Source organism: Arcobacter lacus (genome assembly GCF_003063295.1).
Classification (GTDB): Bacteria; Campylobacterota; Campylobacteria; order Campylobacterales; family Arcobacteraceae; genus Aliarcobacter; species Aliarcobacter lacus.
Window position 1 is genome coordinate 10,841 of the sequence record NZ_MUXF01000014.1, and the last position, 26,484, is coordinate 37,324.

27 protein-coding genes are annotated in these 26,484 nt (G+C 24.5%); 5 read left to right on the forward strand and 22 right to left on the reverse strand.

Annotation, left to right across the window (positions count from 1 at the left end):
- The first annotated feature begins 2 nt into the window (after positions 1-2).
- From rfaD to gmhA, 3 genes are read left to right on the forward strand one after another with little or no spacing between them, the layout of a single operon-like run.
- On the forward strand, positions 3-1,010 hold the full coding sequence (rfaD, locus tag B0175_RS07180) for an ADP-glyceromanno-heptose 6-epimerase (protein WP_108527953.1): 1,008 nt from the start codon (positions 3-5) through the stop codon (positions 1,008-1,010).
- The gene (rfaE1, locus tag B0175_RS07185; RefSeq protein ID WP_108527954.1) at positions 1,011-2,447 is read left to right on the forward strand and encodes a D-glycero-beta-D-manno-heptose-7-phosphate kinase; all 1,437 of its coding nucleotides are present in this window, start codon (positions 1,011-1,013) and stop codon (positions 2,445-2,447) included. It begins immediately after the preceding gene.
- Entirely contained in the window at positions 2,428-2,994 is a 567-nt protein-coding gene (gmhA, locus tag B0175_RS07190; protein ID WP_108527955.1) for a D-sedoheptulose 7-phosphate isomerase, read from the forward strand. Before rfaE1 ends, gmhA begins: the two co-directional genes overlap by 20 nt.
- Here the strand turns inward: gmhA and B0175_RS07195 are convergent.
- The 9 genes from B0175_RS07195 to B0175_RS07235 all read right to left on the reverse strand — a co-directional run bounded on the left by B0175_RS07195 (position 2,986) and on the right by B0175_RS07235 (position 11,472).
- Positions 2,986-3,927, reverse strand: a complete 942-nt coding sequence (locus B0175_RS07195; RefSeq protein WP_108527956.1) for a glycosyltransferase family 9 protein — start codon at positions 3,925-3,927, stop codon at positions 2,986-2,988. The two genes, gmhA and B0175_RS07195, sit on opposite strands and share 9 nt — an antisense overlap.
- Positions 3,920-4,825: a hypothetical protein gene (locus B0175_RS07200; protein WP_228156083.1), complete on the reverse strand. Its 906-nt coding sequence runs from the start codon at positions 4,823-4,825 to the stop codon at positions 3,920-3,922. The genes B0175_RS07195 and B0175_RS07200 overlap by 8 nt, the downstream gene beginning before the upstream one ends.
- A gap of 148 nt (positions 4,826-4,973) precedes the next feature.
- A complete protein-coding gene (locus tag B0175_RS07205; protein WP_108527958.1) occupies positions 4,974-5,894 on the reverse strand; it encodes a glycosyltransferase family 9 protein in 921 nt (306 codons plus the stop codon).
- The gene (locus B0175_RS07210; protein ID WP_108527959.1) at positions 5,894-6,643 is read right to left on the reverse strand and encodes a lipopolysaccharide kinase InaA family protein; all 750 of its coding nucleotides are present in this window, start codon (positions 6,641-6,643) and stop codon (positions 5,894-5,896) included. Before B0175_RS07210 ends, B0175_RS07205 begins: the two co-directional genes overlap by 1 nt.
- Positions 6,644-6,704: 61 nt before the next feature.
- A complete protein-coding gene (locus tag B0175_RS07215) occupies positions 6,705-7,268 on the reverse strand; it encodes a PhoP regulatory network YrbL family protein (RefSeq protein ID WP_108527960.1) in 564 nt (187 codons plus the stop codon).
- An 8-nt stretch (positions 7,269-7,276) separates the two neighbouring features.
- The gene (locus B0175_RS07220) at positions 7,277-8,167 is read right to left on the reverse strand and encodes a hypothetical protein (RefSeq protein WP_108527961.1); all 891 of its coding nucleotides are present in this window, start codon (positions 8,165-8,167) and stop codon (positions 7,277-7,279) included.
- 8 nt (positions 8,168-8,175) lie between these two features.
- Positions 8,176-9,633 carry an MBOAT family O-acyltransferase gene (locus tag B0175_RS07225; RefSeq protein ID WP_108527962.1) on the reverse strand — a complete coding sequence of 486 codons (1,458 nt, stop codon included), beginning with the start codon at positions 9,631-9,633 and terminating at the stop codon, positions 8,176-8,178.
- A 5-nt stretch (positions 9,634-9,638) separates the two neighbouring features.
- Complete coding sequence (locus B0175_RS07230) at positions 9,639-10,739, reverse strand: glycosyltransferase family 4 protein (protein WP_210004306.1); 1,101 nt, start codon at positions 10,737-10,739, stop codon at positions 9,639-9,641.
- On the reverse strand, positions 10,729-11,472 hold the full coding sequence (locus B0175_RS07235) for a glycosyltransferase family 2 protein (RefSeq protein WP_210004307.1): 744 nt from the start codon (positions 11,470-11,472) through the stop codon (positions 10,729-10,731). Before B0175_RS07235 ends, B0175_RS07230 begins: the two co-directional genes overlap by 11 nt.
- Before the next feature lie 85 nt (positions 11,473-11,557).
- Here B0175_RS07235 and B0175_RS07240 point away from each other — a divergent pair, with 85 nt between their 5' ends.
- Together B0175_RS07240 and B0175_RS07245 are read left to right on the forward strand one after the other, a co-directional pair.
- Entirely contained in the window at positions 11,558-12,628 is a 1,071-nt protein-coding gene (locus tag B0175_RS07240; protein ID WP_108527965.1) for a glycosyltransferase, read from the forward strand.
- 22 nt (positions 12,629-12,650) lie between these two features.
- Positions 12,651-13,664: a glycosyltransferase gene (locus B0175_RS07245; protein ID WP_108527966.1), complete on the forward strand. Its 1,014-nt coding sequence runs from the start codon at positions 12,651-12,653 to the stop codon at positions 13,662-13,664.
- Positions 13,665-13,673: 9 nt separating this feature from the next.
- Here B0175_RS07245 and B0175_RS07250 read toward each other — a convergent pair whose 3' ends face one another.
- From B0175_RS07250 to B0175_RS07310, 13 genes are read right to left on the reverse strand one after another with little or no spacing between them, the layout of a single operon-like run.
- Positions 13,674-14,264 (reverse strand): YrbL family protein, encoded by a 591-nt coding sequence (locus tag B0175_RS07250; RefSeq protein WP_108527967.1) that lies wholly within the window; start codon positions 14,262-14,264, stop codon positions 13,674-13,676.
- Positions 14,261-15,385 (reverse strand): glycosyltransferase family 4 protein, encoded by a 1,125-nt coding sequence (locus B0175_RS07255; protein ID WP_108527968.1) that lies wholly within the window; start codon positions 15,383-15,385, stop codon positions 14,261-14,263. The genes B0175_RS07250 and B0175_RS07255 overlap by 4 nt, the downstream gene beginning before the upstream one ends.
- Positions 15,382-16,719, reverse strand: a complete 1,338-nt coding sequence (locus B0175_RS07260) for an O-antigen ligase family protein (RefSeq protein WP_108527969.1) — start codon at positions 16,717-16,719, stop codon at positions 15,382-15,384. Before B0175_RS07260 ends, B0175_RS07255 begins: the two co-directional genes overlap by 4 nt.
- Positions 16,720-16,730: 11 nt before the next feature.
- A complete protein-coding gene (locus tag B0175_RS07265; RefSeq protein ID WP_108528009.1) occupies positions 16,731-17,804 on the reverse strand; it encodes a DegT/DnrJ/EryC1/StrS family aminotransferase in 1,074 nt (357 codons plus the stop codon).
- Between the two features lies 1 nt (position 17,805).
- Positions 17,806-18,834, reverse strand: coding sequence for a dTDP-glucose 4,6-dehydratase (gene rfbB, locus B0175_RS07270; protein ID WP_108527970.1), 1,029 nt, complete (start codon positions 18,832-18,834; stop codon positions 17,806-17,808).
- Complete coding sequence (rfbA, locus tag B0175_RS07275) at positions 18,824-19,705, reverse strand: glucose-1-phosphate thymidylyltransferase RfbA (protein ID WP_108527971.1); 882 nt, start codon at positions 19,703-19,705, stop codon at positions 18,824-18,826. Before rfbA ends, rfbB begins: the two co-directional genes overlap by 11 nt.
- Positions 19,705-21,708, reverse strand: a complete 2,004-nt coding sequence (locus tag B0175_RS07280; protein WP_210004309.1) for an LTA synthase family protein — start codon at positions 21,706-21,708, stop codon at positions 19,705-19,707. The genes rfbA and B0175_RS07280 overlap by 1 nt, the downstream gene beginning before the upstream one ends.
- A gap of 13 nt (positions 21,709-21,721) precedes the next feature.
- Positions 21,722-22,075 (reverse strand): diacylglycerol kinase, encoded by a 354-nt coding sequence (locus B0175_RS07285; RefSeq protein WP_108527972.1) that lies wholly within the window; start codon positions 22,073-22,075, stop codon positions 21,722-21,724.
- Position 22,076: 1 nt separating this feature from the next.
- Entirely contained in the window at positions 22,077-22,850 is a 774-nt protein-coding gene (locus tag B0175_RS07290; RefSeq protein WP_108527973.1) for a BUD32 family EKC/KEOPS complex subunit, read from the reverse strand.
- Positions 22,847-23,761 carry a lipid A biosynthesis lauroyl acyltransferase gene (locus B0175_RS07295; RefSeq protein ID WP_108527974.1) on the reverse strand — a complete coding sequence of 305 codons (915 nt, stop codon included), beginning with the start codon at positions 23,759-23,761 and terminating at the stop codon, positions 22,847-22,849. Before B0175_RS07295 ends, B0175_RS07290 begins: the two co-directional genes overlap by 4 nt.
- Positions 23,754-24,758: a lipopolysaccharide heptosyltransferase I gene (gene waaC, locus B0175_RS07300; RefSeq protein WP_108527975.1), complete on the reverse strand. Its 1,005-nt coding sequence runs from the start codon at positions 24,756-24,758 to the stop codon at positions 23,754-23,756. The genes B0175_RS07295 and waaC overlap by 8 nt, the downstream gene beginning before the upstream one ends.
- Complete coding sequence (locus tag B0175_RS07305) at positions 24,755-26,224, reverse strand: Ppx/GppA phosphatase family protein (protein ID WP_108527976.1); 1,470 nt, start codon at positions 26,222-26,224, stop codon at positions 24,755-24,757. Before B0175_RS07305 ends, waaC begins: the two co-directional genes overlap by 4 nt.
- Positions 26,224-26,478: a YfhL family 4Fe-4S dicluster ferredoxin gene (locus B0175_RS07310; RefSeq protein WP_004511204.1), complete on the reverse strand. Its 255-nt coding sequence runs from the start codon at positions 26,476-26,478 to the stop codon at positions 26,224-26,226. The genes B0175_RS07305 and B0175_RS07310 overlap by 1 nt, the downstream gene beginning before the upstream one ends.
- Between the last annotated feature and the right edge of the window lie 6 nt (positions 26,479-26,484).

Genomic DNA, 26,484 nt, shown 5'->3' on the forward strand with positions numbered 1-26,484 from the left:
TAATGAAATATACAGATATAAATTTTAATAAAAAAACAATACTAATTACTGGTGGAGCTGGTTTTATAGGCTCTAGTTTGGCTTTTTATTTTCAAAATAATTACCCAAAATCAAAAATTGTAGTTTTAGATAGTTTTAGAAGTGGTGAAACTTTTAGTAATGGAAACTTAAAAAGTTTTGGTCACTTTAAAAATCTTTTAGGTTTTAAAGGCATTGTTATAAGTGGTGATATAAACGATAAAAGTGTTTTAAAATCTTTAGAAAAGAATTATAAATTTGACTATATTTTTCATCAAGCTGCTATTTCAGATACAACTGTACAAGAACAAGATTTAATGATAAAAACAAATGTAAATGCTTATGAAGATCTATTAAAAATTGCAATAAAACATAAAGCAAATATGATTTATGCAAGTAGTGCAGCAACTTATGGAGATAGTGATAGATTTGAAGTTGGTTATGAACAGCCAAATAATGCTTATGGTTTTAGTAAAGTTATGATGGATAATGTGACTTATGAGTACTTAAAAAAAGATTTAGATATTTCAATAGTTGGATTAAAATATTTTAATGTTTATGGACCAAGAGAGTTTTTTAAAAATAAAACTGCATCAATGGTAGTTCAATTTGGACATCAAATACTAAAAGGACTTACTCCAAAACTTTTTGAAGGAAGTGATAAAATATTAAGAGACTTTATCTATATTGAAGATATTATTCAAGCAAATATAAAAGCTTGTAATCCTAAAAAATCTGGTGTTTATAATGTTGGAACAGGAAATGCTAGAAGTTTTGAAGATATAGTAAATATCTTGCAAAAAGAGTTACAAATAAATAATGGTAAAGAGTATATTCCAAATCCTTATGTTGGTTCTTACCAATTTTTTACACAAGCAAATATAGAAACTACAACGAAGTATTTAGGATATGAACCAAAATTTAGTTTAGAAGATGGAATAAAAGCTTATATTCCTGAAATTTTAAAACTATTTAAAGAAGAAGTAAAATAGATGAAAATGTTGAGTAAAAAACCAAATATTTTAGTAATTGGTGATTTGATGATAGATCACTATTTATGGGGAAGTTGTGATAGAATTTCTCCTGAAGCGCCAGTTCAAGTTGTAAATGTAAAAAAAGAGAGTTCTGTTTTAGGTGGAGCTGGAAATGTTATAAATAATCTTTTTACTCTTGGTGCAACTGTTGATGTAATAAGTGTAATTGGAGATGATAATGTTGCAAATGAACTAAAAAGTTTATTAGAAAAAATCAAAATATCAACTTCAAATTTAATAGTTGAAAATAATAGAAAAACATCTAAAAAAAGCCGACTTATAGCTTCACAGCAACAAGTTTTAAGATATGATATGGAAAGTATTGATGATATAAATGAAGAAAGTCATAAGAAAATCATCTCAAATCTTGAAAAAAATATTAAAAAATATAGTTCAATTATACTTTCTGATTATGGGAAAGGCGTGTTAACTACAAAATTAACGCAAGATATTATAAATATTGCAAATAAAAATGGTGTAAAAGTTTTAGTTGATCCAAAAGGAAAAGATTATAGTAAATATAAAGGTTCATATACTCTTACTCCAAATAAAAAAGAGGCTCAAGAAGCTACAAATATAGATATAAAAGATGAAAATTCTTTAATAAATGCTTTAAAAAATTTAAAAGAAAAATGTGATTTAGAAGTATCTCTTATAACTTTAAGTGAACAAGGAATTGCTATTTTTGATGAAAATCTTACTATAAAACCAACTGTTGCTAGAGAAGTTTATGATGTAACAGGAGCTGGTGATACAGTAATTGCTTCTATTGCTTTTGCTTTAGGAAATGATTTAAATATAAATGAAGCTGTAAGTTTTGCAAATTTAGCAGCTGGCGTTGTTGTAGGAAAACTTGGAAGTGCAACGACAACTTTAGATGAAATTTATGAATATGAATCAAGTTTACATAAATCAAATTCAAACTCTCATATAAAAACTTTTGAAGAGATTGAAAAATTAGCATCAAAACTTCATAGTCTTGGTAAAAAAATAGTTTTCACAAATGGTTGTTTTGACATACTTCATGTAGGGCATGTAAAATACCTAGAAGAAGCAAGAAGTTATGGTGATGTTTTAATATTAGGTTTAAACGCTGATAGCAGTGTAAAAAAACTAAAAGGTGATTCAAGACCAATAAATAATCAAGATGATAGAGCATATATTTTAGCTTCACTTGAAAGTGTAGATTATGTAGTTATTTTTGAAGAAGAAACTCCTTATGAGTTAATTAAATTAATTAAACCACATGTTTTAGTAAAAGGTGGAGATTATGAAGGTAAGGATGTTGTTGGTCAAGATATAGCTGATGAATTAAAATTAGTAAAATTTGTAGATGGGAAAAGTACAACAAATACGATAAAAAGGATACAAGAAAATGAAAAGTGCAATAATTAAAGAGTTTTTAGCACATCAAGAAACAATAGCAAAAGTTATAGAAACTATGCAAGGACCTTTAGAAGAAGCTTCAAAAATTGCAGTTGAAACTTTAAAAAATGGGAATAAAATCTTACTTTGTGGAAATGGAGGAAGTGCAGCAGATGCACAACATTTTGCGGCAGAACTAACAGGAAGATATAAAACAGAAAGACGAGGATTACCAGGAATTGCTCTTACAACTGATACAAGCGCACTAACAGCTATTGGAAATGACTATGGATATGATAGAGTTTTTGATAGACAAGTTGAAGCTTTAGCTTCTAAAGGTGATTTACTTATTGGTATTTCTACTTCAGGGAATAGTACTAATGTAATAAATGCACTAAAAGTAGCAAAGGATTTGGGTTGTAAAACTATTGGTTTAACAGGACGTGACGGAGGAAAAATGAACGAACTTTGTGATATAAATTTAGTTGTTCCTTCAAATGATACACCAAGAATACAAGAGATGCATATACTTTTTGAACACACGATTTGTCAAATTATTGATAATGAATTAAGTTAAATTTTCACAAACTTTTAAAACATCAGCAGCTGTAATATTTTTCATACACTTATGATGTTTTAATGGACAAACTCTTTTCATACAAGGTGCACAATCCAGATTTTTTGTCACAATTTCTCCATTTGGATTATTCCATTGATTTGTTTCAGTAAATTTTGTAGGACCAAAGATAGCTATTGTTTTCACTTTATAAGCAGCTGCAATATGCATAGGACCACTATCATTTGTAATAAATAAATCAAGCCCAGCAATTCTTTCAATAAGTTCAGGAATTGTGGTTTTACCAGCTAAATTTTGATAATTTGTTATTCCTTTTGAAACTAATTCATTTTCTATATCCTTTGCAATATTAGTTTCTGCTGGTCCTCCAAAAATTACGATATCATATTTTTTTGACATTTCAATTGCAATTTTTGCAAACTCTTCTGGGTACCATCTTTTTGCACTTCCATAAGTGGCACCTGGATTTATTCCTAAAGTTGGTTTACCGTAATTAAAAGGTTTAAAATAAAGTTTTAAATCCCCTACTTCATTTTGCAAATTTAAAACTTTATTTATAAAGTCGTTATATCTAATACATAAATGTATCTCTTTTTTTGTAAGACGTCTATAATTGAATTTTTTCTTTGCTTTTATAAAAAACATCATAAATTTAGAAGAGATACTTCTTCTAAATGAAATTGCTAAATCAACTTTTCCGATACTTTTTGCTAAAGAAATAAGATTTTTATATCTATTTCCACTCTTTTTTGTATCATCAACTATTACTCTTTTTATATTTGGATAACCTTGAAAAGCTTGAGTTGAAACAAAAGAACCTAAAAGTGTAATTTGAGCATCGGGATATGTTTTTATCAAATTTTCTATTGCTGGTGTTGCCATAATAGCATCTCCCAACCAAGAAGGTATTTCTATAAATATTTCTTTAATCATTTTTTTTAATCATCTCTTTAAAAGCATAAAATTGAGGATATTTTATAATTTCTCCTCCTCTATTATCAACCAATCCATATCCTGGAGCAATTAGTTGATGCCAATAAACTCTTTTAATCTTTTTACTTTTTTTTGCTATTTCAAAATACTCTAACATATATTTTGTATATTCTTCATTTGAAACACACTCTTTTTCACTTGTTGGAGCATAAGGAGCTGTATTTTTTATAGGCCAATTAACCTCAGTTATATATATTTCATTTTTACATTTTGGACTTAATTTTACTAAAGAAAAAAGTAAATCAATTTTATTTTTAAAATCAAAAAAAAGATATTGTTTGTTTTTTGCACTTCCTCGTCTATCTACATAAAGTAAAGAGCTAACTATATCATATTTTATATCTTCAAAATTAAACATCGCTCTAACATTATAGTAGTATTCAAAGTCAATAACACTAGGTCCTAAAAGTTTTATATTTGGAAATTTTTCATCTTTTAAATTTTGAGCTACTTTATAGAAATTTACATACTCTTTTACGCTAAAAAATCCCCATTTTGCACGATTTATTGTAGTTGCTATTTGAAATTCGCTTACAAAACTGCCAAATTTTATAAAAATTAGTTCCAAATTTTCTTTTAAAAGTTTGTGATTTTCTATATTTTCTCTATCTTGCATAATGTTTAATAGAATATTTTTTTTTGATGTTTTATTAAAACTTTGGGCAAAATCAACGTAAGAATCAATATTTTTTATATCACATAATGGCAGTCTAATTATTAAGTTTTTTACTTGAAGTTCTTCTACTAATTCAACTTGACAATTGCCTTTATCAAGATTCACTCCTAAACCATAAAAATCGTCATTTGAAAATTTAACTTTTCCCTTAAAAAATTTCATAAAAAGCATTGCAATAGGCAGAATAAAAAAAGAACTGATAAAAAGCTTTATAAAATCTTTTAAATGCTTTTTTCGCATAGCTTTCTTGTAATTTTTATCTTTAATAACTTGAGGTTGATCAGAGTAATTATCCCAAATAAAAAGATCTTTATTCACTAATTAATTCTTTTAACTTATTTTCAATTTCTAAGTATTTTTCTTTTGTATAATCTTTATTTATCATAAAATTGTTTTGGTTTTCTTCATTACTTATAGTTGCCCATCTTTTGCTACTTGCAAATAAAGAATCTCCAAAAAATGATAAAGTTTTTGTATTTGTTGTTCCTGCAAGATGCATAGGACCAGTTGATGTACTAACAAAAAGAAAGCTAGAAGCTATATATTGTGTAAATTCATATAAAGAAACTTTTGAATCAAAAATTGTTGCCTTAAAATCAAGATTTTCTTTTATATATTCTTTTGAATCATTATCATCTGGACCAAAACTAAAAACTACCTCAAAAGAACTATCTTTAATACTTCTTGCTAAATTTATATAATCATCTAATCTTAAATTTCCATCACTACTTCCACCAAATCCAACATGAAAAATTACTCTTTTTTCTTTTTCTACTTTAATATCTAAAAGTGGTTTAGTAAAATCAAGTTTTATGTCTGGATATAATTTTTTTGCCAAATCAAGATTATATCTCCACTCTGTTTTTGCTACTTGACTTCTTTTTTGTTTTACTCTTTTATTAAAAAAAAGTTGTGCTATTTTAGTAGCTGGCGCTACTCTTTTTTTTATCCCACTTTTAAAAAGAAGTTTTCCTAAAGTTATATCAATATATGCACTTATACTCGCATCAAATTTTTTTTCTTTTATCTCTTTTAATGTTTTTGATAAATTATTTTTATCAAATAAAATAACATCATCTATAAAATCTATTTTTTTTGCAAAATCAAAATTTACTTTTGATACAAGCGCTGTTAATTTTGTATTAGGATATTGTTCTTTAATAGCTTTAAAAAGAGGTAAAGTTACGACAAAATCACCTATTTTATCGTGTCTTGTTATTAGTAAATTCACTATTTTTTACCTCTGATTTTTCTTTTAAACTCTACAAAGTCTTTTAATTTTTTATCACATTTTTTCAAAATATTAATAGCTATTTTTTCATCATTTTGTGATAATCTTGCATACTCAGCTGCAATTAATTTTAAACTATCTTCATCTAACCATAATTTTGCAAAATTGTCTAAACCAGTTTCTAAATCAATATTTTTAAATTCCATTCTATTTATATCAACGACACTAAAATCATACTCATCATTTTTATTTTTAAAAACTAGTATATTACCAGCTGAATAATCTTTATGATAAACACCATTTTTATGTAAATTATAAGTAAATGCTACAAATTTTTTTATAATTAATTCTCTATCATTTAACATCATATTTCTTAATGGCTCACGAATAGTAAATAAATAATCTAATTTTTCACTAATAAAAAAACTTTCTTTAAATAAAAAGTTTTGATAAAACTCTATATAACCTATCGGTGTTGGAGTGTTTATATTTAAATTAATAAGTTTTACAGCATTCTCGTAAGATTTTTTTGCTTTTGAATCTCTAAAATATGCATAAACAACTTGATTTATAATATTTGGAATTTTAAAAGCCTTAACAACTGTTTGAACACTTTTATATTCTATAACTTTTAATTCATTCCTAGCTTTGTGAATAGTATTTGAATTTTGTTTAAAAAAATTTTTAACATTTAACAAAAAATCTTTAATATTTTCATAATTTACATTTAATTCATATTTTATAGCCAAATTTTTCCTTTTTCGTAAAGGGGATATTTTAGCAAAAGATTTTATATGTTTAAATTAAATATTATTTTTCTAAATATTTTTTAACAAATTTATCCCATCTTCTATTTATTTTTCTTCGTGCAAAATATGAAATTTTATTTGGAAATGTAAAGTAAGTAACATCACCTAATCCATCAATTAATACTAAATCAAAATCTGTTTGACTATTTTTTCTAAGAAGTATATTTTTAGGCATCATTCCATAATTAAAAATTATACAATTATCTAAAAAATATTGCTTATATTCTTCTAACTCTTTTTTATATTTTAAAACACCATCTTTTTTTAAATAATATTCAAATGTTTTAGAAACTTCACCATCAAAATCTCTTATAAGTTCAACAACAAATCCAGCCCCTTTATCTGTTTTAACTTCACCAAAATATTTTGGAAGATGTTTAAAATTTGTCATTCTTCTTTTTTCTAATTCTTTATAGTAATTTACCTCTAGCTTAGTTTGTTTACTCTCTTTTCTATTATTATTTTCATAAGTAATTTTTATTGCTTTATTTTTATCTTCAGGATGAATATAACAAGCTCTTTCATTTCCTTTTCCAACAAAATCTTCATCTTTTAATATTATCATTTTATCTCCTATTTTAAATAATCTTTCAATATTTCATAAAAGAACTTTGTAGATTCTAATTTATAAGAACTATAAACATGGTTTTCAGCATTTCCCATATTTTCATTTATAGGATATAGGTATTTTTCTATAAAAGTTATATTTTTAAATTTTCTTAATATCTTATGCTGTTCATCAATAATATTTGAATATTTTTGATATAAATCATAATGTAATGTACCTTGAATATAAAAAACTTTTACATTTTTATCTTGTAAATAATCATCTAGCATTTTAAATTCTTTATTTTTTGAAGAATTTATTAATTCATAATCAATATATTTATTGTTATTTAATTCTTCATTAATATTAAGTAAACCATTTTTATAGGTTTCTTCTTCATCTCTACTTTTTTTCTCTTTTTTAAAAGCTTTTTTTATTGATTTGAGATTCATATATTTATACTTAAAACAACTAATATTATCTAAAAATTTATATGCTATTACTTCTTCATTTGATAAATCATCTAATGTTGAACAATATCCACCATCAGAAAAAGGATATTGCCAAATTGATGGATTCTGCATTATTACAATGTATTTAATTTTGTCATTACTTTTAATAATATTTCTAATCATATTAAATGTTGCAGAAATATTGTGAGCACCAGCAGTTAAAGCTAAGTTTGAAACACTTTTATTTAATAATGTTGAAAAATATTTTTCATCTAAACCATACTTTAAAGAACTATCTCCAACAAATACAATTTCACTTTTTTCATTTTTAGACTGTTCTACTCGCTCTTCACTATATTTTGCTAATCTATCATTTGAATACCCTAAGAAAGACAAATAAAATAATACAATTGAACTAATTAATGAAAGACAAAAAAATAATTTTATAAATAATTTATTATTCATTATTACCCTTAAAAATTAAAATATAAAAATTCACTAAATTTGTTCAAAGAAAACATAGAATAAACAAATAAAAAAACCGTAAAAACTAATATAAAAATATTTGATTTAAATTTATCTTTTAATTGCATAGAATTTTTAAAGAAAAAAACAATAATCATACTGACTAAAGTAAGATTTAAAAGATCACTTCCTCCACTTATTGAGCGAGTTACTTCATCAAACTTAATTCCATAATTTTCTAAAAATGCTAACTTCTTAAAAAATATGCTTGGTAAAACAAGATTATCAAAAGAGAACATACTACCTAATACTTTCAAAGCACTTTCAAAATCTTTTGCTCTAAAAAATATCCATGTTATATTTATAAAGTTAAATGTTATAAACCATGCCAAGATTTTATTCATTCTAAATCCTAAGCTTTGCCAAAACCTATGTATTGCTAATGCTATTCCATGCAGCAATCCCCAGATTATAAATGTCCATCCTGCTCCATGCCATAATCCACCTAATAGAAATGTTGTTATTAGATTTACATAAGTTCTAATATTACCTTTTCTATTCCCTCCTAGTGGTATATACAAATAATCTCTTAAAAATCTTGAGAGTGTCATATGCCATCTTCTCCAAAAGTCTTGAATTGACAATGCTTTATATGGCGAATTAAAGTTAATAGGTAATTTTATATTAAACATCAAACTTATACCTATTGCCATATCTGTATATCCTGAAAAATCAAAGTACAATTGGAAAGTATAAGACAAAGATGTTGCCCATGCTTCTATTAAATTTAAAGTTGTTGCTGTATCAAATCCTGCATTTGCCCATATTGCAAAGGTATCTGCTATTACTACTTTTTTAAACAATCCTATTGAAAAAATAAACAATCCTAATGCTATATTTCTATAATTCTTTACCCAGTTATATTTACTTGCAAATTGTGGCATCATCTCTTTATGATGCAAAATTGGTCCTGCTAGTAAATGTGGAAAATATGTTACAAACAGCATATAATTTATTAAGCTATACTCTTTTGCTTCTTGTTTATATGCATCTACTAAGAATGCTATTTGTGTAAAGGTAAAGAAGCTAATCCCTAGAGGCAATATTATATGTGGCAATGGTATATTTGTTCCAAATATTCCATTAAAGTTATCTAGAAAAAAATCTGTATATTTAAAGTATCCTAATAATCCTAGATTAAACACTATTCCAAAACTCAGTATTGTTTTTGAAGAAATTCTTATCTTCTCATGATTTACTAAACTTAATCCTACACCATAATTTACAAATATTGAAAGTAAAATTAGAGGAAGATATATTACATTCCAGTAACTATAAAAAAATAAACTCCCTACTACTAACCATATCTTTGCTCCTAATATTAATCGTTTACTATTCAAATAAAAGTAAACCACAAACATTACTGGCAAAAATATAAATATAAATTCGTAACTATTAAAGAGCATTATCTTTAATTTCCTTTCATAAATTCTTTTAATTTTTTAAATTGTATTTCACTATCAAATTCTAAATCAACTTTTTTCTTTGCTTCTAAAATTAAATTATCTTTTAAATCTTTATTATTATAAAGTTCTTCAATTTTTAATGCTAAATCTTCTATATTTTCGTTTTCAAACAATAATCCATTAATTCTATCATCAATAATTTCTAAAAATCCTCCGCTGTTTGAAGCAATAATAGCTGTTTGATTTTTCATAGCTTCAATAACAACTAAACCAAATGTTTCATTCTTGGAAGCAGCTACAATCACATCACAGGCTTGCATAAACTTATCTGATTCTTTTGAAAAACCTAAAAAATGTATTTCATTTTCAAGATTATAATTTTTTACTTTTTCTTTTAAAGAGTTCAAATACTCTTCATTCATAGGATGTCCTACAAAATAAGCCTTTACGTCTAATTTTTTAATCTTTAATTTTTTCATAGCTTCAATCAAAAGATATTGACCTTTAAATTCATTAATTCTTCCAACAAAACCTATAATAAAAGAGTTTTTTGAATTTAATTTCTCTTCTTTATAAATATTTAACTCTTCTTTTGTAAAAACTTTAGGATTTTTTGCCCCTAAATATAAAGTTTTTACTTTTGGTCTAATATTTTGAGGAATAAATTTTTCTATTTGATTTTGTAAAGCTTTTGTCACACAAATAATTGTATCTACATTTTTATACAAAAACTTATGATAAAAATCATTTTTAAATCTTGTCATTGTCATATGTCTAGTTTGAATAATTTTTGGTTTTCTTTTTGATAATAATTTTGCAAAAATTATTATTGGAATATCTTTTGTCCAATGAATATGTATTGTATCAATTTTATTTTTATCAATAATTTTTGCTATTTTTATTGAAGAAATTAAAGAAAAACTACTTTTTCTTTTTATTTTTATAACTTTTAAATCTTCTAAAAAGGATTCTAATTTTGAATTATTTGAAATTACACAAGTTACATTAAAATCTCTTGCTAATTCTTTTGAGCAATTACACATATAAAGTTCTAATCCACCTAAATCAGGGGATAAACAAACTTCTAAAATATTTTTATTTTGCATTTCTTTGCATATCCAACATAATAGCATACTTCATATATGAACTATATGCTGAAATCACTGCCACATTCCATCCATTAATTCCATGAAATGCTCCGCCTTTTAATATTAAAGCTTTAAATAAAGCTCCCAAACCATGAATAATTGGATCAAAAACTGTTGCTTTTTTACCTTCTTCGTGTGCTAAAATTGCACCTCTTTTTATGAATTTTTCAGTCGTTCTTATCATATGAATATAATCATCATATGAATAATGCAACATATCAGCTTCTAAATCACACACATTTTTTGTTTCAACCTTTGCATGCCCTTTTGCAGTTGAAAATCCACATTTTTTACGATTGTAAAGTCTTGTTACTCTATCTGGATACCAAAGTTTAATATAATTCTTTCCGACAAATGTCTTTCTAGCAAAAGAATAAGCATCATAAGAACTATTTTCTAGATTCAATCTTTTTATCTCTTCTATTGCATTTAAATCAAGTCTTTCATCTGCATCAATACTCAAAACCCAATCATTTTTTGCATATGGAGCACCAAATGCCTTTTGTGGTCCATCTCCTAAATATGCCTGTTTTATAACTTTTGCACCCAAACTTTCTGCAATTTCACAAGTTCTATCACTACTTAAAGAATCCACAACTAAAACTTCATCACATACACTTTTAACAGATTTTATAACTTCTTCTATATTTTTTTCTTCATTTAGTGTAATAATATTTGCTGTAATTTTCAAAGACAACCTTTATTCTATTAATATAACTTATATTATATAGAAAATTTAATTTAATTAAGATACAATCCCTATTTTAGAGGTGATTATGAAACAAAAAACAGCTATTATTTGTCTATCAAGAGTAAATGGAGGAATGGAACTTGCATCAGTAAAACTTGCAAGACTTTTAAGCCAAGATGTTGAAGTAGAATTTATCGCTAGAGATAATAGTTATATAGCAAATAGAAAAGAACATTTTGAAAACTATGATATAAATCTGCACATAGTAAAATTTTCATCTAATTTTAGTTTTAAACTTATTTTCGATGTACGAGAAATTTTAAAAAACAGTAATATAAAAAATATAATTTTTTTAGGTGCTTCTGAGATGAAATCTTTATATTTTGCAACTTTAGGATTAGATATTAATTTTATAATCAGACAAGGTTCAAAAAAAACAACTTCAAAAAAAGATATTTTTCATAAACTATTTTATAGCAATGTAAATTACTTTGTAGGAAATTGTGAATATATGAAAAAAAATATAATTGAAATTTTACCAATTCCCGAAAAAGCAAGTGTTAAAAGAATTTATTCATCTTTAAAACTAGAAGAAAATATAGATTTTAAACCTTTAAATAACCATGTAGATTTGGTTCATGTTGGACGAGTACATAAAGGTAAAGGACAATTTGAAGCTATAAAAGCTTGTGAAATTCTAAAAGAGAATAATATAAGTTTTACAATAAAGTTTTTAGGAGATATTCAAGATAAAGACTATCTTGAAGCTATGAAGAACTATTTAAAAAACTCTTCTTTAAAAGATAATGTCGAATTTGTAGGTTACACTTCAAATGTAAAAGAGTATTTACAAAAAAGCGATATTTTCATTTTTCCAAGTCTAGGAGAAGGAATGAGTAATGCAATAATTGAAAGCTTAGGATTTGGACTTATTCCAATTATTTATGATGACACATCTTCAAGTGAATTTAAAGATTTAGGATTTCATATTCTCTTAACAAAAGAAAATAATATTAAAAATTTGCAAGAAATTTTATTAAACGTTGTAAATAACTTTGAGGAAGAAAAAGATAAAGCAAAAGAGAATCATCAAAAAGCTTTAAATATTTTTGCTCCACAAAGAGAAAAAATTGAATATTTAAATTTATTAATATAAATAAAAAAGAGAGAATTAAAATATGTCAAATAAAGAAGTTTTTATAAGTATAATTGTTCCTGTTTACAATGCAGAAGAATATCTTGATGAATGTTTACAAAGTATTTTAAAACAAACTATCATTGAAAATATAGAATTAATTTGTGTAAATGATGGTAGTAGTGATAACTCTTTGGAAATTTTAAATCTTTATAAAACAAAATTTCCAAATATGCTAATCATTGATCAAAAAAATGCTGGTTCAGCAATGGCAAGAAATAATGGTTTACAAATAGCAAAAGGTGAATATATATATTTTGTAGATAATGATGATTATCTAGCAAATGAAAACTGCTTAAATGAATTATATAGTGTTGCAAAAAAAGAATCTTTAGATATTTTAAACTTTAACCATTTAATTTTAAAAAATAATTCTTTAAATAAGTTTTCTATAAAAAGAGAAAATAACAAAATTTATACTGGAAAAGAATATCTTTCAACAGCACAAAAAGGTAATATTACTAATACTCCTTGGGATAAAATATTAAAAAGAAGTTACTTAAAAGAGATAAATTTTGCATACACTTCAGGAGTTATTTCAGACGATGCGGAAGCTTTATTACCTCTATTTTATGATGCAAAAAAAGTATCTTTTGTAGATAATTTTGCTTATGTATATAGAATAAGACCAAATTCTGTTATGACTGGTGAAAAAACAGAGAAATATATAATAAGTACAAAAAAAATATTAGAAACTTACACAAAGTTTTATGATTCAGAAAAAGACAAAGGAATTAGAAGATTTTTAAAAAGCTTAATTTTTAATAGATTATTGTCTTATTATGAACTTATATTTGAAAAAAACGACTTTATAAATAAATATATAGATGATTATGAATCATATAAAACAAAATATTTAAATAAAATAGAAATATTCTTTATTGAAAATGAAGAGAACTATCTAAATAAATATAAAAACTCAAAGTCTAAACTTGCAAAAAAACTAAACCCAAACTATTTAATTAGAAGATTTAGAAAAAGGTATTTAAAAAATTAATATCTTTTACTATTTTCTTAATCCTAAATGCTTTGCTTTTTCACAATTTTTCATGAAAAGTTTCCACTGCTTTTTTATCTTATATCTTGTATAAAATCTACTTTTCATATATAAAGTAAGCTTTATATTATCTCTTCTAGCACCTAATCCATCATAAATTATCAAAGTATATTTATCAGCACTTACTTTTTTACAAAAAACATTATGAGAGCTACAATCAATGAATAAAATTTCATTATCTTCTAAATACTTTTTTAAATCATCTAACAATCTTTTTTCTTGATCTTTAGTAAAAATATTTTCTTGTAAACAATTTCTTAAAAATTTTGAATCTTCTCCATCAAAATTAATAACTCTTTCAAATACCAAACCTTTACCAAAATTTGTATCCACATAACCAAAACATTTCGTTATATGCGAAAAATCAACGTTCTTTTTTGTTAAAAAATTATAATATTTAAATTCTAATTCATTTTGAAAATTATGTTTTTTTATCTGGGGTTGAAGAACTTTTACAACTTTTTTACTATCATTTGGATGTATAAAAACAAGTCTCTCTCCTCCATCACCTAATAACAATTCCTCTCTTAATTCAATCATTTTTCTATAAAATCCAATATTTTTTTACATCTAGCTTCATAAGTAAAATTTTGTACACAATATTCATAAGCATTTTTAGCCATATTCTCTCTAAATTCTTTATCACTATAAAGTTTTTCAACTGCCTTTATCCAAGCATTTATATCTTCATTATCAACTAACATTGTATATTTTTCATTTAAACTTTCTCTTATAATTTTTGAATCAGAACAAATCATTGGTGTTTTAGAAGCCATATATTCAAAAATCTTTATTGGAGACATATATTCAAAGTTTTTATCTGCATTCATATATGGGGCTAATAAAATATCGCTTAAATTTCTATATTTATAAGTATCTTGAGGATTTATAAAACCATGAAAAATTATATTTTCTAAATTTTTAGATTCATTCTTCCAATATTTTACCTCTTTTTCATCTCCTCCAATAATATGAAAAATAATTTTAGGAAAGTTTTCAGCCAATTTTATAATTATTTCCAATCCCCTATTTTTAGTCATTTTACCTATATATCCAATATTAAAGCTATCTTTAAATTGTTCACAATTAACTGGTATAGTATCAAAATCTTCATTTACAAGAGTAGCACTAGGTGCAACATGCACTGCATTCTCCTCAATATTATATTCTCTACAATATAATTCTTTTAATTTTTGAGCAATAGCAACTAATTTAGCTTTATTTTTATTTTCTGAAATAAACTTTTTAAATATTTTTTCTTCTGATTTTTTATCTTCTCCATAATTACTATGTCTTTCAAATAACGTCTTATATCCAGCTTTTTGAGTTAAATAAAAAGCTGAAATAACACCTCTTCCATATACTAGATCTGGATCTATTTTTTTTACTTGATTAAGACATCTATACGAATATATTTTTCTTTTCAAAAATCTTATATTTGGTGAAAATAATTTCTTTATTTCAAAATTATTTTCAACACCATAAAATTTAAAAATGTCTTCAACACCTTTTTCTTCAAGCTTTTTTGTAATAGGTGCAAGAAGTGTCACTTGATGACCTAAAGAAGCAAAAGCAGAACACATTCTAATTACATTTACACTATTTGCTGTTTTTGAAGGTATTATAGAACGAGTAATGTATACTATTTTTAATGATTTCATTTTGTAATTCCTATTATTAAGAAAATTATAATAACTAAAATATATTTTAATATAGATTTATAATCTACTTCTTTAACAAATACATCAAATTTATAATTATTTATCATAGCACTTATAATTGTAACAAACATTGTTAATTCAAAAAATTCAAAAAAATTTCCAGGTATCATAAATATTAAAGTAGCAATAGTTAGTATCTTAATTATATCATCTCTTTTTTTATCCAAAGTTTTATAAGTTAATATTTTATAAAACATTAACATCATTATAAAAAAACCTATTATTCCAACTTGAGCTAAGACTTGTAGATAAACATTGTGTGGACTTTTGACTCTTTGTATAATATAAGGGTCTTTATCTTTTGATAATTTTTCAATTTCTTGCATAACATCACCAGTTCCGACACCAACTAAATAATTATCTTTTATTACTTCAATTGTATAATAAGAAGCAATAATTCTAAGTCCAATAGAACTATCATAATTCTTTTCATTGATCATACTTTTTATGTCATTTTTTGCAGCTTCTACTCTATTATCAAATTGTTCAGAAAAATTATACATATACATAAACATAATTAATATAATTGACAAAGAAATAAAAAATACTTTTTTTATTTTTTGCCTATAAACCAAAAAAACTACTAAAAATATTAAAAGAAATAGTACAATATAACCAGTTCTTCCACCAATTAAACTCATGTTTATAAAAGCAGTTGTTATAAAAATAAAAGACAATATTTTTAGATAAATATTTTTTATATCATTAACTAATAATCTATATATTAAAACAGATATTACTATTGCCAAAGCGATATTGTGCTTTATATGATTTAAAAATGGAGCTGGATCTGTATAAACAGTTTGATAAACTTTATATTCTCCAATGAAAAGTTCAGGTGGAATAATTTGAAAATGAATCAAATAAGAAACTATCTCAGAAAATAAAACTCCAAATATAAAAGCATTTAAAATTCTAAAAGAAAATCTCATATCTAAAAAAGATAAAAATATTAAAGGATATATTAAAAACTTTGCTTTATTCATAAAAGCATATGCACTATCCATATCACTTGTATAAAACATTCCAAACAGAAAAACTAAATACAATAATATAAAATACTTTAAAAGCTCATTTTTAAATGCAATTTTAAAATAATCTATAAAATTTCTTCTATATAAAAACAGTAGCAGTATACAAAAGAATACTGATGTTTTTGCCTTATTACTAATAGGGATTAAAAAAGCATATACTACCAAAAGATGATTCATCAAAAGAGTAATTTTATTTTGATTCTCTTTTGAAACATAACAAATTTTATTAATAAGATTCATATTTCTTCTTTTTATAAACTATTTTTGATTGTATCTAATATAATATTTTGTTCATCTTGAGTTAATTCAGCATATATAGGTAAACAAAGTATTTTCTTACTTATATTCTGAGATATTTCTGATTTATGTTTTATTTCAATGTAATCAAGAGTATCAAGAGATGGATAAAAATATCTTCTTGGAAAAATTTGTTTATCATTTAAAGCTTTTTGAACTTTTAAAAGTTCTTCTTCACTTTTAAAAACTACTGGAAAATAGCTAAAATTTTTTGTTGCATTTTCATTTTGTTTTTGAAATTGAACTAGATTTTTTAACTCTTTTCTATAATTTTCTATTAAAATTTTTCTTTTTTCTTTAATATCTTTTATATCATCAAGAACACAAAGTCCCATAGCTGCTTCAAATTCATTCATTTTAGCATTCGTTCCAAGGTATGGTATTTCTGTAGGAGTTTTAATTCCAAAATTTATCAAACATCTTACTTTCTCTAAAAGATTATCATCATTTATAATGATAGCACCACCTTCAATAGTATGAAAAAGTTTAGTTGCATGAAAACTAATAGTTGAAATATCTCCATAGTTTAAAACTGATTTATTTTTATAATTTACGTCAAAAGCATGTGCAGCATCATAAATTACCTTTAGATTATTTTTATTTGCTATTTTTTCTATTTCTTCTACTTCACATGCATTACCAAAAACATGAACAGGTAATATAGCTGATGTATTTTTATTTATAAGTTTTTCAATATTTTCAGGATTTACATTTAGAGATTTTTCATCTATGTCTGCAAATACTGGAGTTAAACCACCTGTCATAAGAGAACTTGTAGTTGCTACAAACGAAAATGGAGTAGTAATAACCTCACCTTTTAAATTTAATGCTTTATACGCAATATCAAGAGCTACTGTTCCATTTGAAACTAAAACTATATTTTTCACACCTAAATATTCTGCTAGTCTTTTTTCAAGCTTTTGTACTAGTGGTCCATTATTTGTAAGCCAACAATTTTCATATATTTCATCAATATACTTTTTATATTTTTCTTTGTTTGGTAAGTATGTTTTTGTTACATTTATCATTTTATTTTCCATATTTATTTAAGTACCAATTAATAGTTTTCACTATTCCTGTATCAAAGTTCTCATCCGCTTTCCATCCAAGTTCATTTTCAAGCTTTGTTGCATCTATTGCATATCTTTTATCATGTCCTGCTCTATCTTCTACAAATGTGATTAACTCTTTATATGAAGTACTTTTTGGAACTCTTTTATCAAGTATTTCACATATTGTATTAACTATTTGTAGATTTGTTCTTTCATTTCTTCCACCAATATTATATGTTTCACCTTTTAGTCCCTTATGGTAAACCAAATCTATCCCTTTACAGTGATCAAGTACATACAACCAATCTCTTATATTTTTACCATCTCCATATATTGGTATTTGATTTCCTTTTAAAGCATTTCTGATAATTGTAGGAATTAGTTTTTCATCATGTTGTTTTGGTCCATAATTATTTGAACAGTTTGTGATAACTGCATTTAGTCCAAATGTTTCTACATATGCTCGAACTATCATATCTGATGATGCTTTACTAGCGCTATATGGAGAATTTGGAGCATAAGAAGTTTTCTCGGTAAACAAATCATTTGGGTCAAGACTAAGCGTTCCATATACTTCATCTGTTGAGATATGGTGAAATCTACAATCTTTATATTCTTCTTTATAAGTAAATGGTTTTTCCATCCAATATTTTTTTGCTACATCAACCAAAGTGTATGTTCCATTTACATTTGTTTGTACAAATACTCCCGGATTTTTAATAGAGTTATCCACATGAGATTCTGCTGCAAAATGAATTACACCTTTTATATCATATTCACTAAATATAAATTCAACTAATTCTCTATTACAGATATCACCTTTTATAAATTTATAATTAGTCTTTTTTTCACACTCTTTTAGATTTTCTAAATCTCCTGCATAAGTTAAAAGGTCTAAATTTACGAGATTATAGTTATGATATTTTTCTAAAAAATATGGAACAAAATTTGAACCAATAAATCCTGCGCACCCTGTTACTAATATTGTTTTTGAATTATTGAACACTATTTATCTCTCCTACAAGACTATATAAATATTCTCCATAACCATTTTTAGATAATGGTTTTGCAATTTCTAAAATTTTCTCTTTTGTTATCCAACCATTTCTATAAGCTATTTCTTCTAAACAAGCAATTTTATATCCTTGTCTATGTTCTATTGTTTGTACAAATTGTCCAGCATCAATTAAACTATCATGAGTACCAGTATCTAACCATGCAAAACCTCGACCAAGAAGTTCAACTTTAAGTTTTCCTTTTTTAAGATATTCTTGATTTACCGAAGTTATTTCTAGTTCACCTCGTTGGCTTGGCTTTACATTCTTAGCTATTCTTACTACATCATTATCATAAAAATACAGTCCTGTTACTGCAAAGTTTGATTTTGGATTATCTGGTTTTTCTTCTATACTTATAGCATTTTTATTTTTATCAAATTCAACTACACCAAATCTTTGAGGATCTTTTACTCCATAACCAAAAATTAATGCCCCATTTTTTAATTTAGAAGCTTCTTTTAAAGTATCTGAAAAACCATGTCCAAAAAAAATATTATCGCCAAGTATTAAACAAACACTATCATTTCCAATAAACTCTTCTCCTAAAATAAAGGCTTGTGCTAAACCATCAGGACTTGGTTGAATCTTATATTCTAATTGTATTCCCCAATCACTCCCATTTCCTAAGAGTTCTTCAAATCTTGGTAAATCTTCAGGTGTTGAGATAATAAGAATTTCTTTAATTCCAGCTAACATTAGAACAGAAAGAGGATAATAAATCATTGGTTTATCATATATTGGAAGTAATTGTTTACTTATACTTCTTGTTACTGGATATAATCTTGTTCCACTTCCTCCTGCTAATATTATCCCTTTCACTATTTATCCTTTTTACTTGAATTGTCTATTAAATATTGTGTTACAGCTAAAGTTGCTTTATAATAATTTAACATTTCATCATCTGTTTTTTGGTTTAGTTTATCCAACTTTTTCGCATTTGAATTATTATTTACAATCATTGAACCATTAAATCCATAATGTGGTAGCATTATATCAAATAAATTACTACCTATTGATATATAGTTTTTACTGTCTAAAGTTAAATTATATAAAGTAGGAAAAATATCTTTTTGGCTACCAGCAACAGTTGTATCTACTGTTTTCATTTTATCTTTTAATTTTTTTGGTAAATAAAAATATATTGGAATATTTTTTGAAGTAAAAGTTGGATTATCATCATATTTCATAATCCCTTCAACTGTATTATTGTCTGCTGTAATCACAATAATCGTATTATCTTTAAATCTACTTTGTTTAAACTCATCTAAAAATTTTCCCAAACTATCCAAAGCATATGCATAAGATTTAAAACGTTGTTGAGCCAAATTAAAATCACCACTAATATGATTTTTTAAATTTTCACTATAGATCAAATTTTTTGAAATATAATCATTTGGTACATTATAAGGGGGATGATTATTTGTGCTAAGAGCTACTATAAACTCTTTTTGTTTACTATTTTCAAGTTTTTCTAAAATATGTTTATATAAATATTCATCAAAAATTCCCCAAGGATGGAAATATTCATCTTTTGATTTTGTAATTTCTAAAGAATTAAATATATCTTGTTTTCCTTCAACATTTTTATATCCTTGAAATTTAACAAAATTTCCTAAATCTCTCCATGTTAAATCTCCACCATAAATAAATGTTGTTTCATATCCACTATCTTTATATAAAAAAGCAGGTGAAAAAGTGAAATTAGTTTGTGCATACTCTGACTGAGAAAATGGAAAACTATTTGGTCTATATGGAATATTTAATAATAATGATTCTAAACTAGAAATTGTACCATCACCTTCACTTATAATATTTGTAAATAAGATATCTTCATCAAAATGTTTTTTAAGTTCCCCTAAAATATTAAACTCTTCATTTTGATATTTTAATATCGGCATTCCAAAGCTTTCTACCATAACAACGACAACATTGTAATCTTCATTATCAACTTTTTTAGTACTATATGTAATATTATTTAAAAGATTTGTTTTATCAATATTTTGATTCTTTTTATGAATTTCAAAAGCTTCTTCTATTTTATTTTCAAAACCAGTTTCTTTTATATAATCAACTTTTTTAGCTTTATAATCCTTTCTGATTCCATAAGCAGTTATAAATGCTCTAACTCCATTTTGACTTATTTTATTTATATATTCATTTGTTGAAACATTAGGAATCATTTTTCCTAAAGGATACATTCCTAAAGTTCCTCTTATGATTAAAAAATTAAATACAAGAAGTATCAAAAAAATCAACCAAGGATTCTTTAAACCAAAAAAAGATGAAATTTCTTTGCTATTTTTTGAAAAAATATTTTTAATTAAAAAAAATAATATTGTTAAATATATAAAAAATATTCCTAAAATAGAAAATACATTATAATTTTCCCAAAAAGTCTCTAATAATGCAACTGTATCATCTTCAAATAAGCCAAAAAATAAAACATTTATATGGTCTTTAAAATAAGAATAAAATCCAAAATCAGCACAAAGTAAAATTGTTACAATCAAATAACAAATAAAAATATAATAAATTAGAAAACTATTAAAAAACTTAAAAAAACTCTCTTTTTTTAGATAATAAAGAAAAATTAAAGCTAAAGTTGGAATAACTTGAATAAATCCAATAACAGTTAAATCAACCCTAAATCCTAAAAAGAATGCTTTGATGATATCAAATAAAAAAGAATTAAAACTATCTAATTCTGAATAATATAAGAAAAAAACCAATCTAAAAATTGACATAAAACACAAAAATATAACATGAATAAGAAATAATTTTTTCAATAGATTTAATGTCTGAGATAAAGATATTAAATTCATATAAATTCCTCTTTTAAAATAAAATAATTACTATCCAACAACTACAATGTAAGAGGATAGAAAACATAACAGCTGTAGAACCTATATCTTTTGCATTTTTTGCAAGTGGATGAATCTCTTTTGTAACAAGATCAACTACATTTTCAATTGCTGAATTTACTAATTCAATAATTAAGACTAAAATTCCTGTAACTATTAGTATTAACTTATTTGTTACACTTGTATCAATATAAAAAATTCCAGCAACAATAAATATTGCACATAAAAGTTCCAATCTAAATGAACTTTCAGTTTTTAAGGCATGAAACAAGCCTTCTACTGCATATTTAGTATTTTTAAATATATGATATTTTGGTTTATTATTCATTTTATTTTTCCAAAGAATTTAAGATTTTAAGAAGTTTAAAAAAGTTTATAACATCACTACCTAAAAACTTTTTTAGAAAAGACTTCTGAGAAAGATATATAAAAAATTTTAATCTTTTCCCAATATTCTTTAATTTGTATATTACATTTTTATTATTTGTAAGTTCAATATATTTATCAATTATATAATTATAATTTACTTCAAAACTTAATTTTTTTAATTTTGTAAAAGAAAGAAGAAAAAGTAAAAAATCTCTAAATTGTAAAGTTTCTAAAGTGGTATTTACCTCAAAACTCTCTTCAAAATCTATAGCAAAAACTTTTTCATCTTTATATATAAAATTTCGTATTTGTGCTCCACCATGAAAGTCTTCAGAATTATGAATTTTTGCCAATTCTACTAGTAATTTATCTACAAAAATAAGAAATTCATCCTCTTTTAAATTTCTATTTTTAAAATATCTATTCACACTTCGTCCACAGTCTTCTAATACAAAAAAATCTTCACTCTTATAAACAATATTTGGAACATTTATTCCTAGCTTTTTAAACTTTTCTATTTTTGTAGTTTCAAATACTAAAGCATCTTTTGGAGTTTTTTCTAAAGAGGGAATTAATAACTCAAAAGAAAATATATTATAAAAGAATTTTTGAATTTTGTTTGTTTTTGTAGCTCTTGCTTTTTTTAGCCAATATTTTTTACCTTCAAAATCAAAACTAAAAATATCACTTTTATTTAGAAGTGCTTCTTTTTTTATAAACTCTTCTAAATTCAATTCTTTTCCTTTTTATAAATCTCATTATGATATTTTTTAAATCTTTTATGTTGCCACAACCAAAAATCTGGTTTTTCAAATATTTGCTTAGTTAAAACATCATTTTGTATTTGAGTTAATTCCTCAATTTCATTATCACTCTTAAATTCAATTGTTTTAACATCAATTGGTTCTTTAACTTCAATAGTCCAACTTCGAAAGTCATTACAAAGAGTAAAAATAGGAATAATGATTGCATCAAATTTCAAAGCTAATCTTGAAGTAGAATCTGTAGCTCTTGTCTTTTGATCAAGAAAATTTATATCTACTCCACTTCTTAGGTATTGGTCTATTACAACACAAACTGTTTTATTTTCTTTAAAAGCTTTTATCATTCCTTTTGCAGCACTTTGTTTTTCAAGCATCGTAACATTATTTTTAGTTCTAGCTTCTTCGTAAAGTTTTTGAATATGAGGATTATCCATTTTTCTATTTACTATAGCAACTTTTCCAAATTTTAAAGCAATATAAGGAACAGTTAATTCCCAACCTCCATAATGAGCAGAAATATAAATAATTTTTCTATTCTCTTTTAGAGCTTTTTCTATAATTTCCCCATTTATTATATTTGCTTTTCCTAATATTTCATCTTTTGTAAGTTTTTGGTTTTCAATAAATTCATGCATATTAAAAACCAATGACTTATAAGAGTTATAAATTATCTCTTCTTTTCTTTCTTCACTAATTGTATTTTTATAAACTAAATCAAGATTTGCTTTTGCAATACTTTTATGTTTTTTGTTAAATTTATATGCTAAAAATGCCAAAAGCTCTAAAAATTTTTTTATTAAAAATCTAGGAGTTATAAGAAATAAAAATATAAAAGTTTTATATAAAAAAAGTCTAAAATAATCTTTAATTTTTCTATACATTTAAAAGCCCTTTTGCCATATTTATAATTTCATTTTCATTTATTTCTTTTATTGAAAAATCGTTTCTATCAAGTTTAAAAGGATTAACAATACTTTTTGATTCAATTATTTTATTCATATTTGTTATATAAGTATTTCTGTATCCTGGAGTATTTCCAAAAAGAGTAATTGAAGGAATATTTAAAGCCCAAGCCATATGCGTGGGTCCAGTATCATTTCCTATTATTAAATCAACTTTACTCATTATTGCTTTTAAACTATTTAAATCTAACTTTGGTAAAACTTTTGCTTTTGAAATATTTGCTATAAAATCAGCTATATCTTTTTCAGCTTCATTTCCCCAAGTAATCAAACAATTTTCATCTAAATTATTAATTATTTTAGCAAACTTTTCTTTAGAGTACATTTTACTTGGCCAGCTTGCGCCTATTACAAATAGTACATTTTTTTTATCTTTACTTAAATACTTATATATAACTTCATTTTCGTTTTTATAAAATAAAAATGGTTTTTTATTTAAAATATCATCTTTTGTAATCTCAAAATTCAAAGCTTGACTTAAAACTTTTACATTTCTTTCTATTGCATTTTTATCATAAGCAATATCAACTTTTTTTGTATAAAAAAATGAAGCTAATTTTTCTCGAGTTGAATTTTTACTAAATCCTACTCTATTTTTTCCTAAAAAAAATGATACTATTGCAGATTTTATAAGCCCTTGTGCGTCAATTACTAAATCATAAGAGTTCTTTTTATATTTTTTTATAAGTTTTATTTGATTTATTATCTCTTTTTTATCTTTTTTTATACTTTTTAAATCTAATTTAATAATTTCATTTATATCAGGATTATTTTCTAAAACTCCAGCAAAAGCACTTTCAACAAACCAATCAATTTGCAAATTTGGATATTGTTTTTTTATATATTGTAAAGCTACCATAGCATGGATTATATCACCCATTGCCGATAGCTTAATTATAGCTATTCGTTTCATCATAAAATCTCTAAAATTAAATCTTGTGGTGTTTCTATTTTATCAATATTTGATTCAATTAAAAATGATTTATTTGGTAAATTTATTTTTAAAGTTTTGTTTTCTAAAACATATTCTACTTTAGGTCTTGAAAAATCTTGATTTATTGCAATATTCAAAGAGATCATAAAAGACATCCATTGTACTACTTCAAGTGAAGGTAGAAGATCTTTGTGTTTTAAAATATCTTCTTGTGAAGGTAAAGATTTTTTTGAGAATTTGATTGTATAAGCAACAATTACTCTTGAAGTATGTAAAAAATCATAATTTAAACCATTTAAAATAAAATCAAAAGCATTATCATTTGATTTATAAAAATTTAAAACTGACCCAATAGAGTTTAGTTTAGAAGCAACTACCAAAAGTTCTTTATATTTATTATCTAATTTATGAAAAGGTTTTAAACTATCAAATATTTTTTTAGCATTATTTCCAAAATATGCACTTTGTTTTTCATCGATTTGAAACCTATCAAGAAGGCTTTTTACGCTTACATTAAAATTGTGTGGAAATTTATGATTAGAGTTTCTAAGTAAGTCTGTTAGATAAACACCTTCTCTAACACCTACTCCAGAAGTTACAACCGTTTGAGTTTTTAACTCCTCTAAAATAGTTTTAAAAATAAATGAACCCTCTTTTATTGTATCAAATCTATCTTTTTTTATTCCAAATGATTTTAAGTCTTCACAATTTTTTGCTTTAGAAATTCTATTTAATAAAAAAATCTCATCTTCTACTTTATATGTAAACCCATGTAAAATATCTAAAGGATATTCATTTTTAACCATAATAAGTTTTGATAAAGCTCTAATACTTCCACCAATACCAACAACTTTTTTAGGAATTTCAATCTCTAATTCAAAAATCTTTTTTAAGTTATCTAAAATATATTTTTTTGCACCATCAATATTGTTTTTATTAAAATATAACTCTTTTATTCTAACCGTTCCAATGTTTAATGATATTGATTTTTCTATCTTTCCATTTTTTACAAAACAAAATTCTGTTGAACCACCACCAATATCAACTGTTACAAAAGTATCATCATGTAATAAATTAGAAGCAGCAACTCCACCAAAGTACGCTTCTTTTTCACCATCGATTACTTTTATATTTAATCCCAAATCATTCCTAACTTTATTTATAAAAGTTTTTGAATTTGGAGCATCTCTTAAAGCTGATGTTGCAACACAAATAATTTTTCTTGATTTTAAAGCATTAGATATATTTAAAAAAGATTTTAAAGATTCATAGGCTCTTTGCATAGGAATTTCTTGAAGATTGCCATCATTTTCATAACAACCTTCAGAAATTTTAACCCTACTTTTAGTTTCATTTATTAAACTAAATGCAAATCTACTACTCTTTTGTAATACAACCATTCTCATTGAATTTGAGCCAATGTCAATGATTGTTGTTACTTTAGACATTAATTTTCTTCTTCTATTAATTGTTCATATTTGAATTTTAATTCTTCCATAGTCTCTTCATTATCTGGATCAATAATAATACAGTCAACAGGACAAACTTCAACACATTGTGGTTCTTCATAATGTCCCACACACTCCGTACAGCGATCAGGATCAATCATATAAATTGGATCACCCTCTTCAATAGCATAATTTGGGCACTCTTCTCTACATGCATCACATGCAATACATTCATCAGTAATCATTAAAGACATACAATT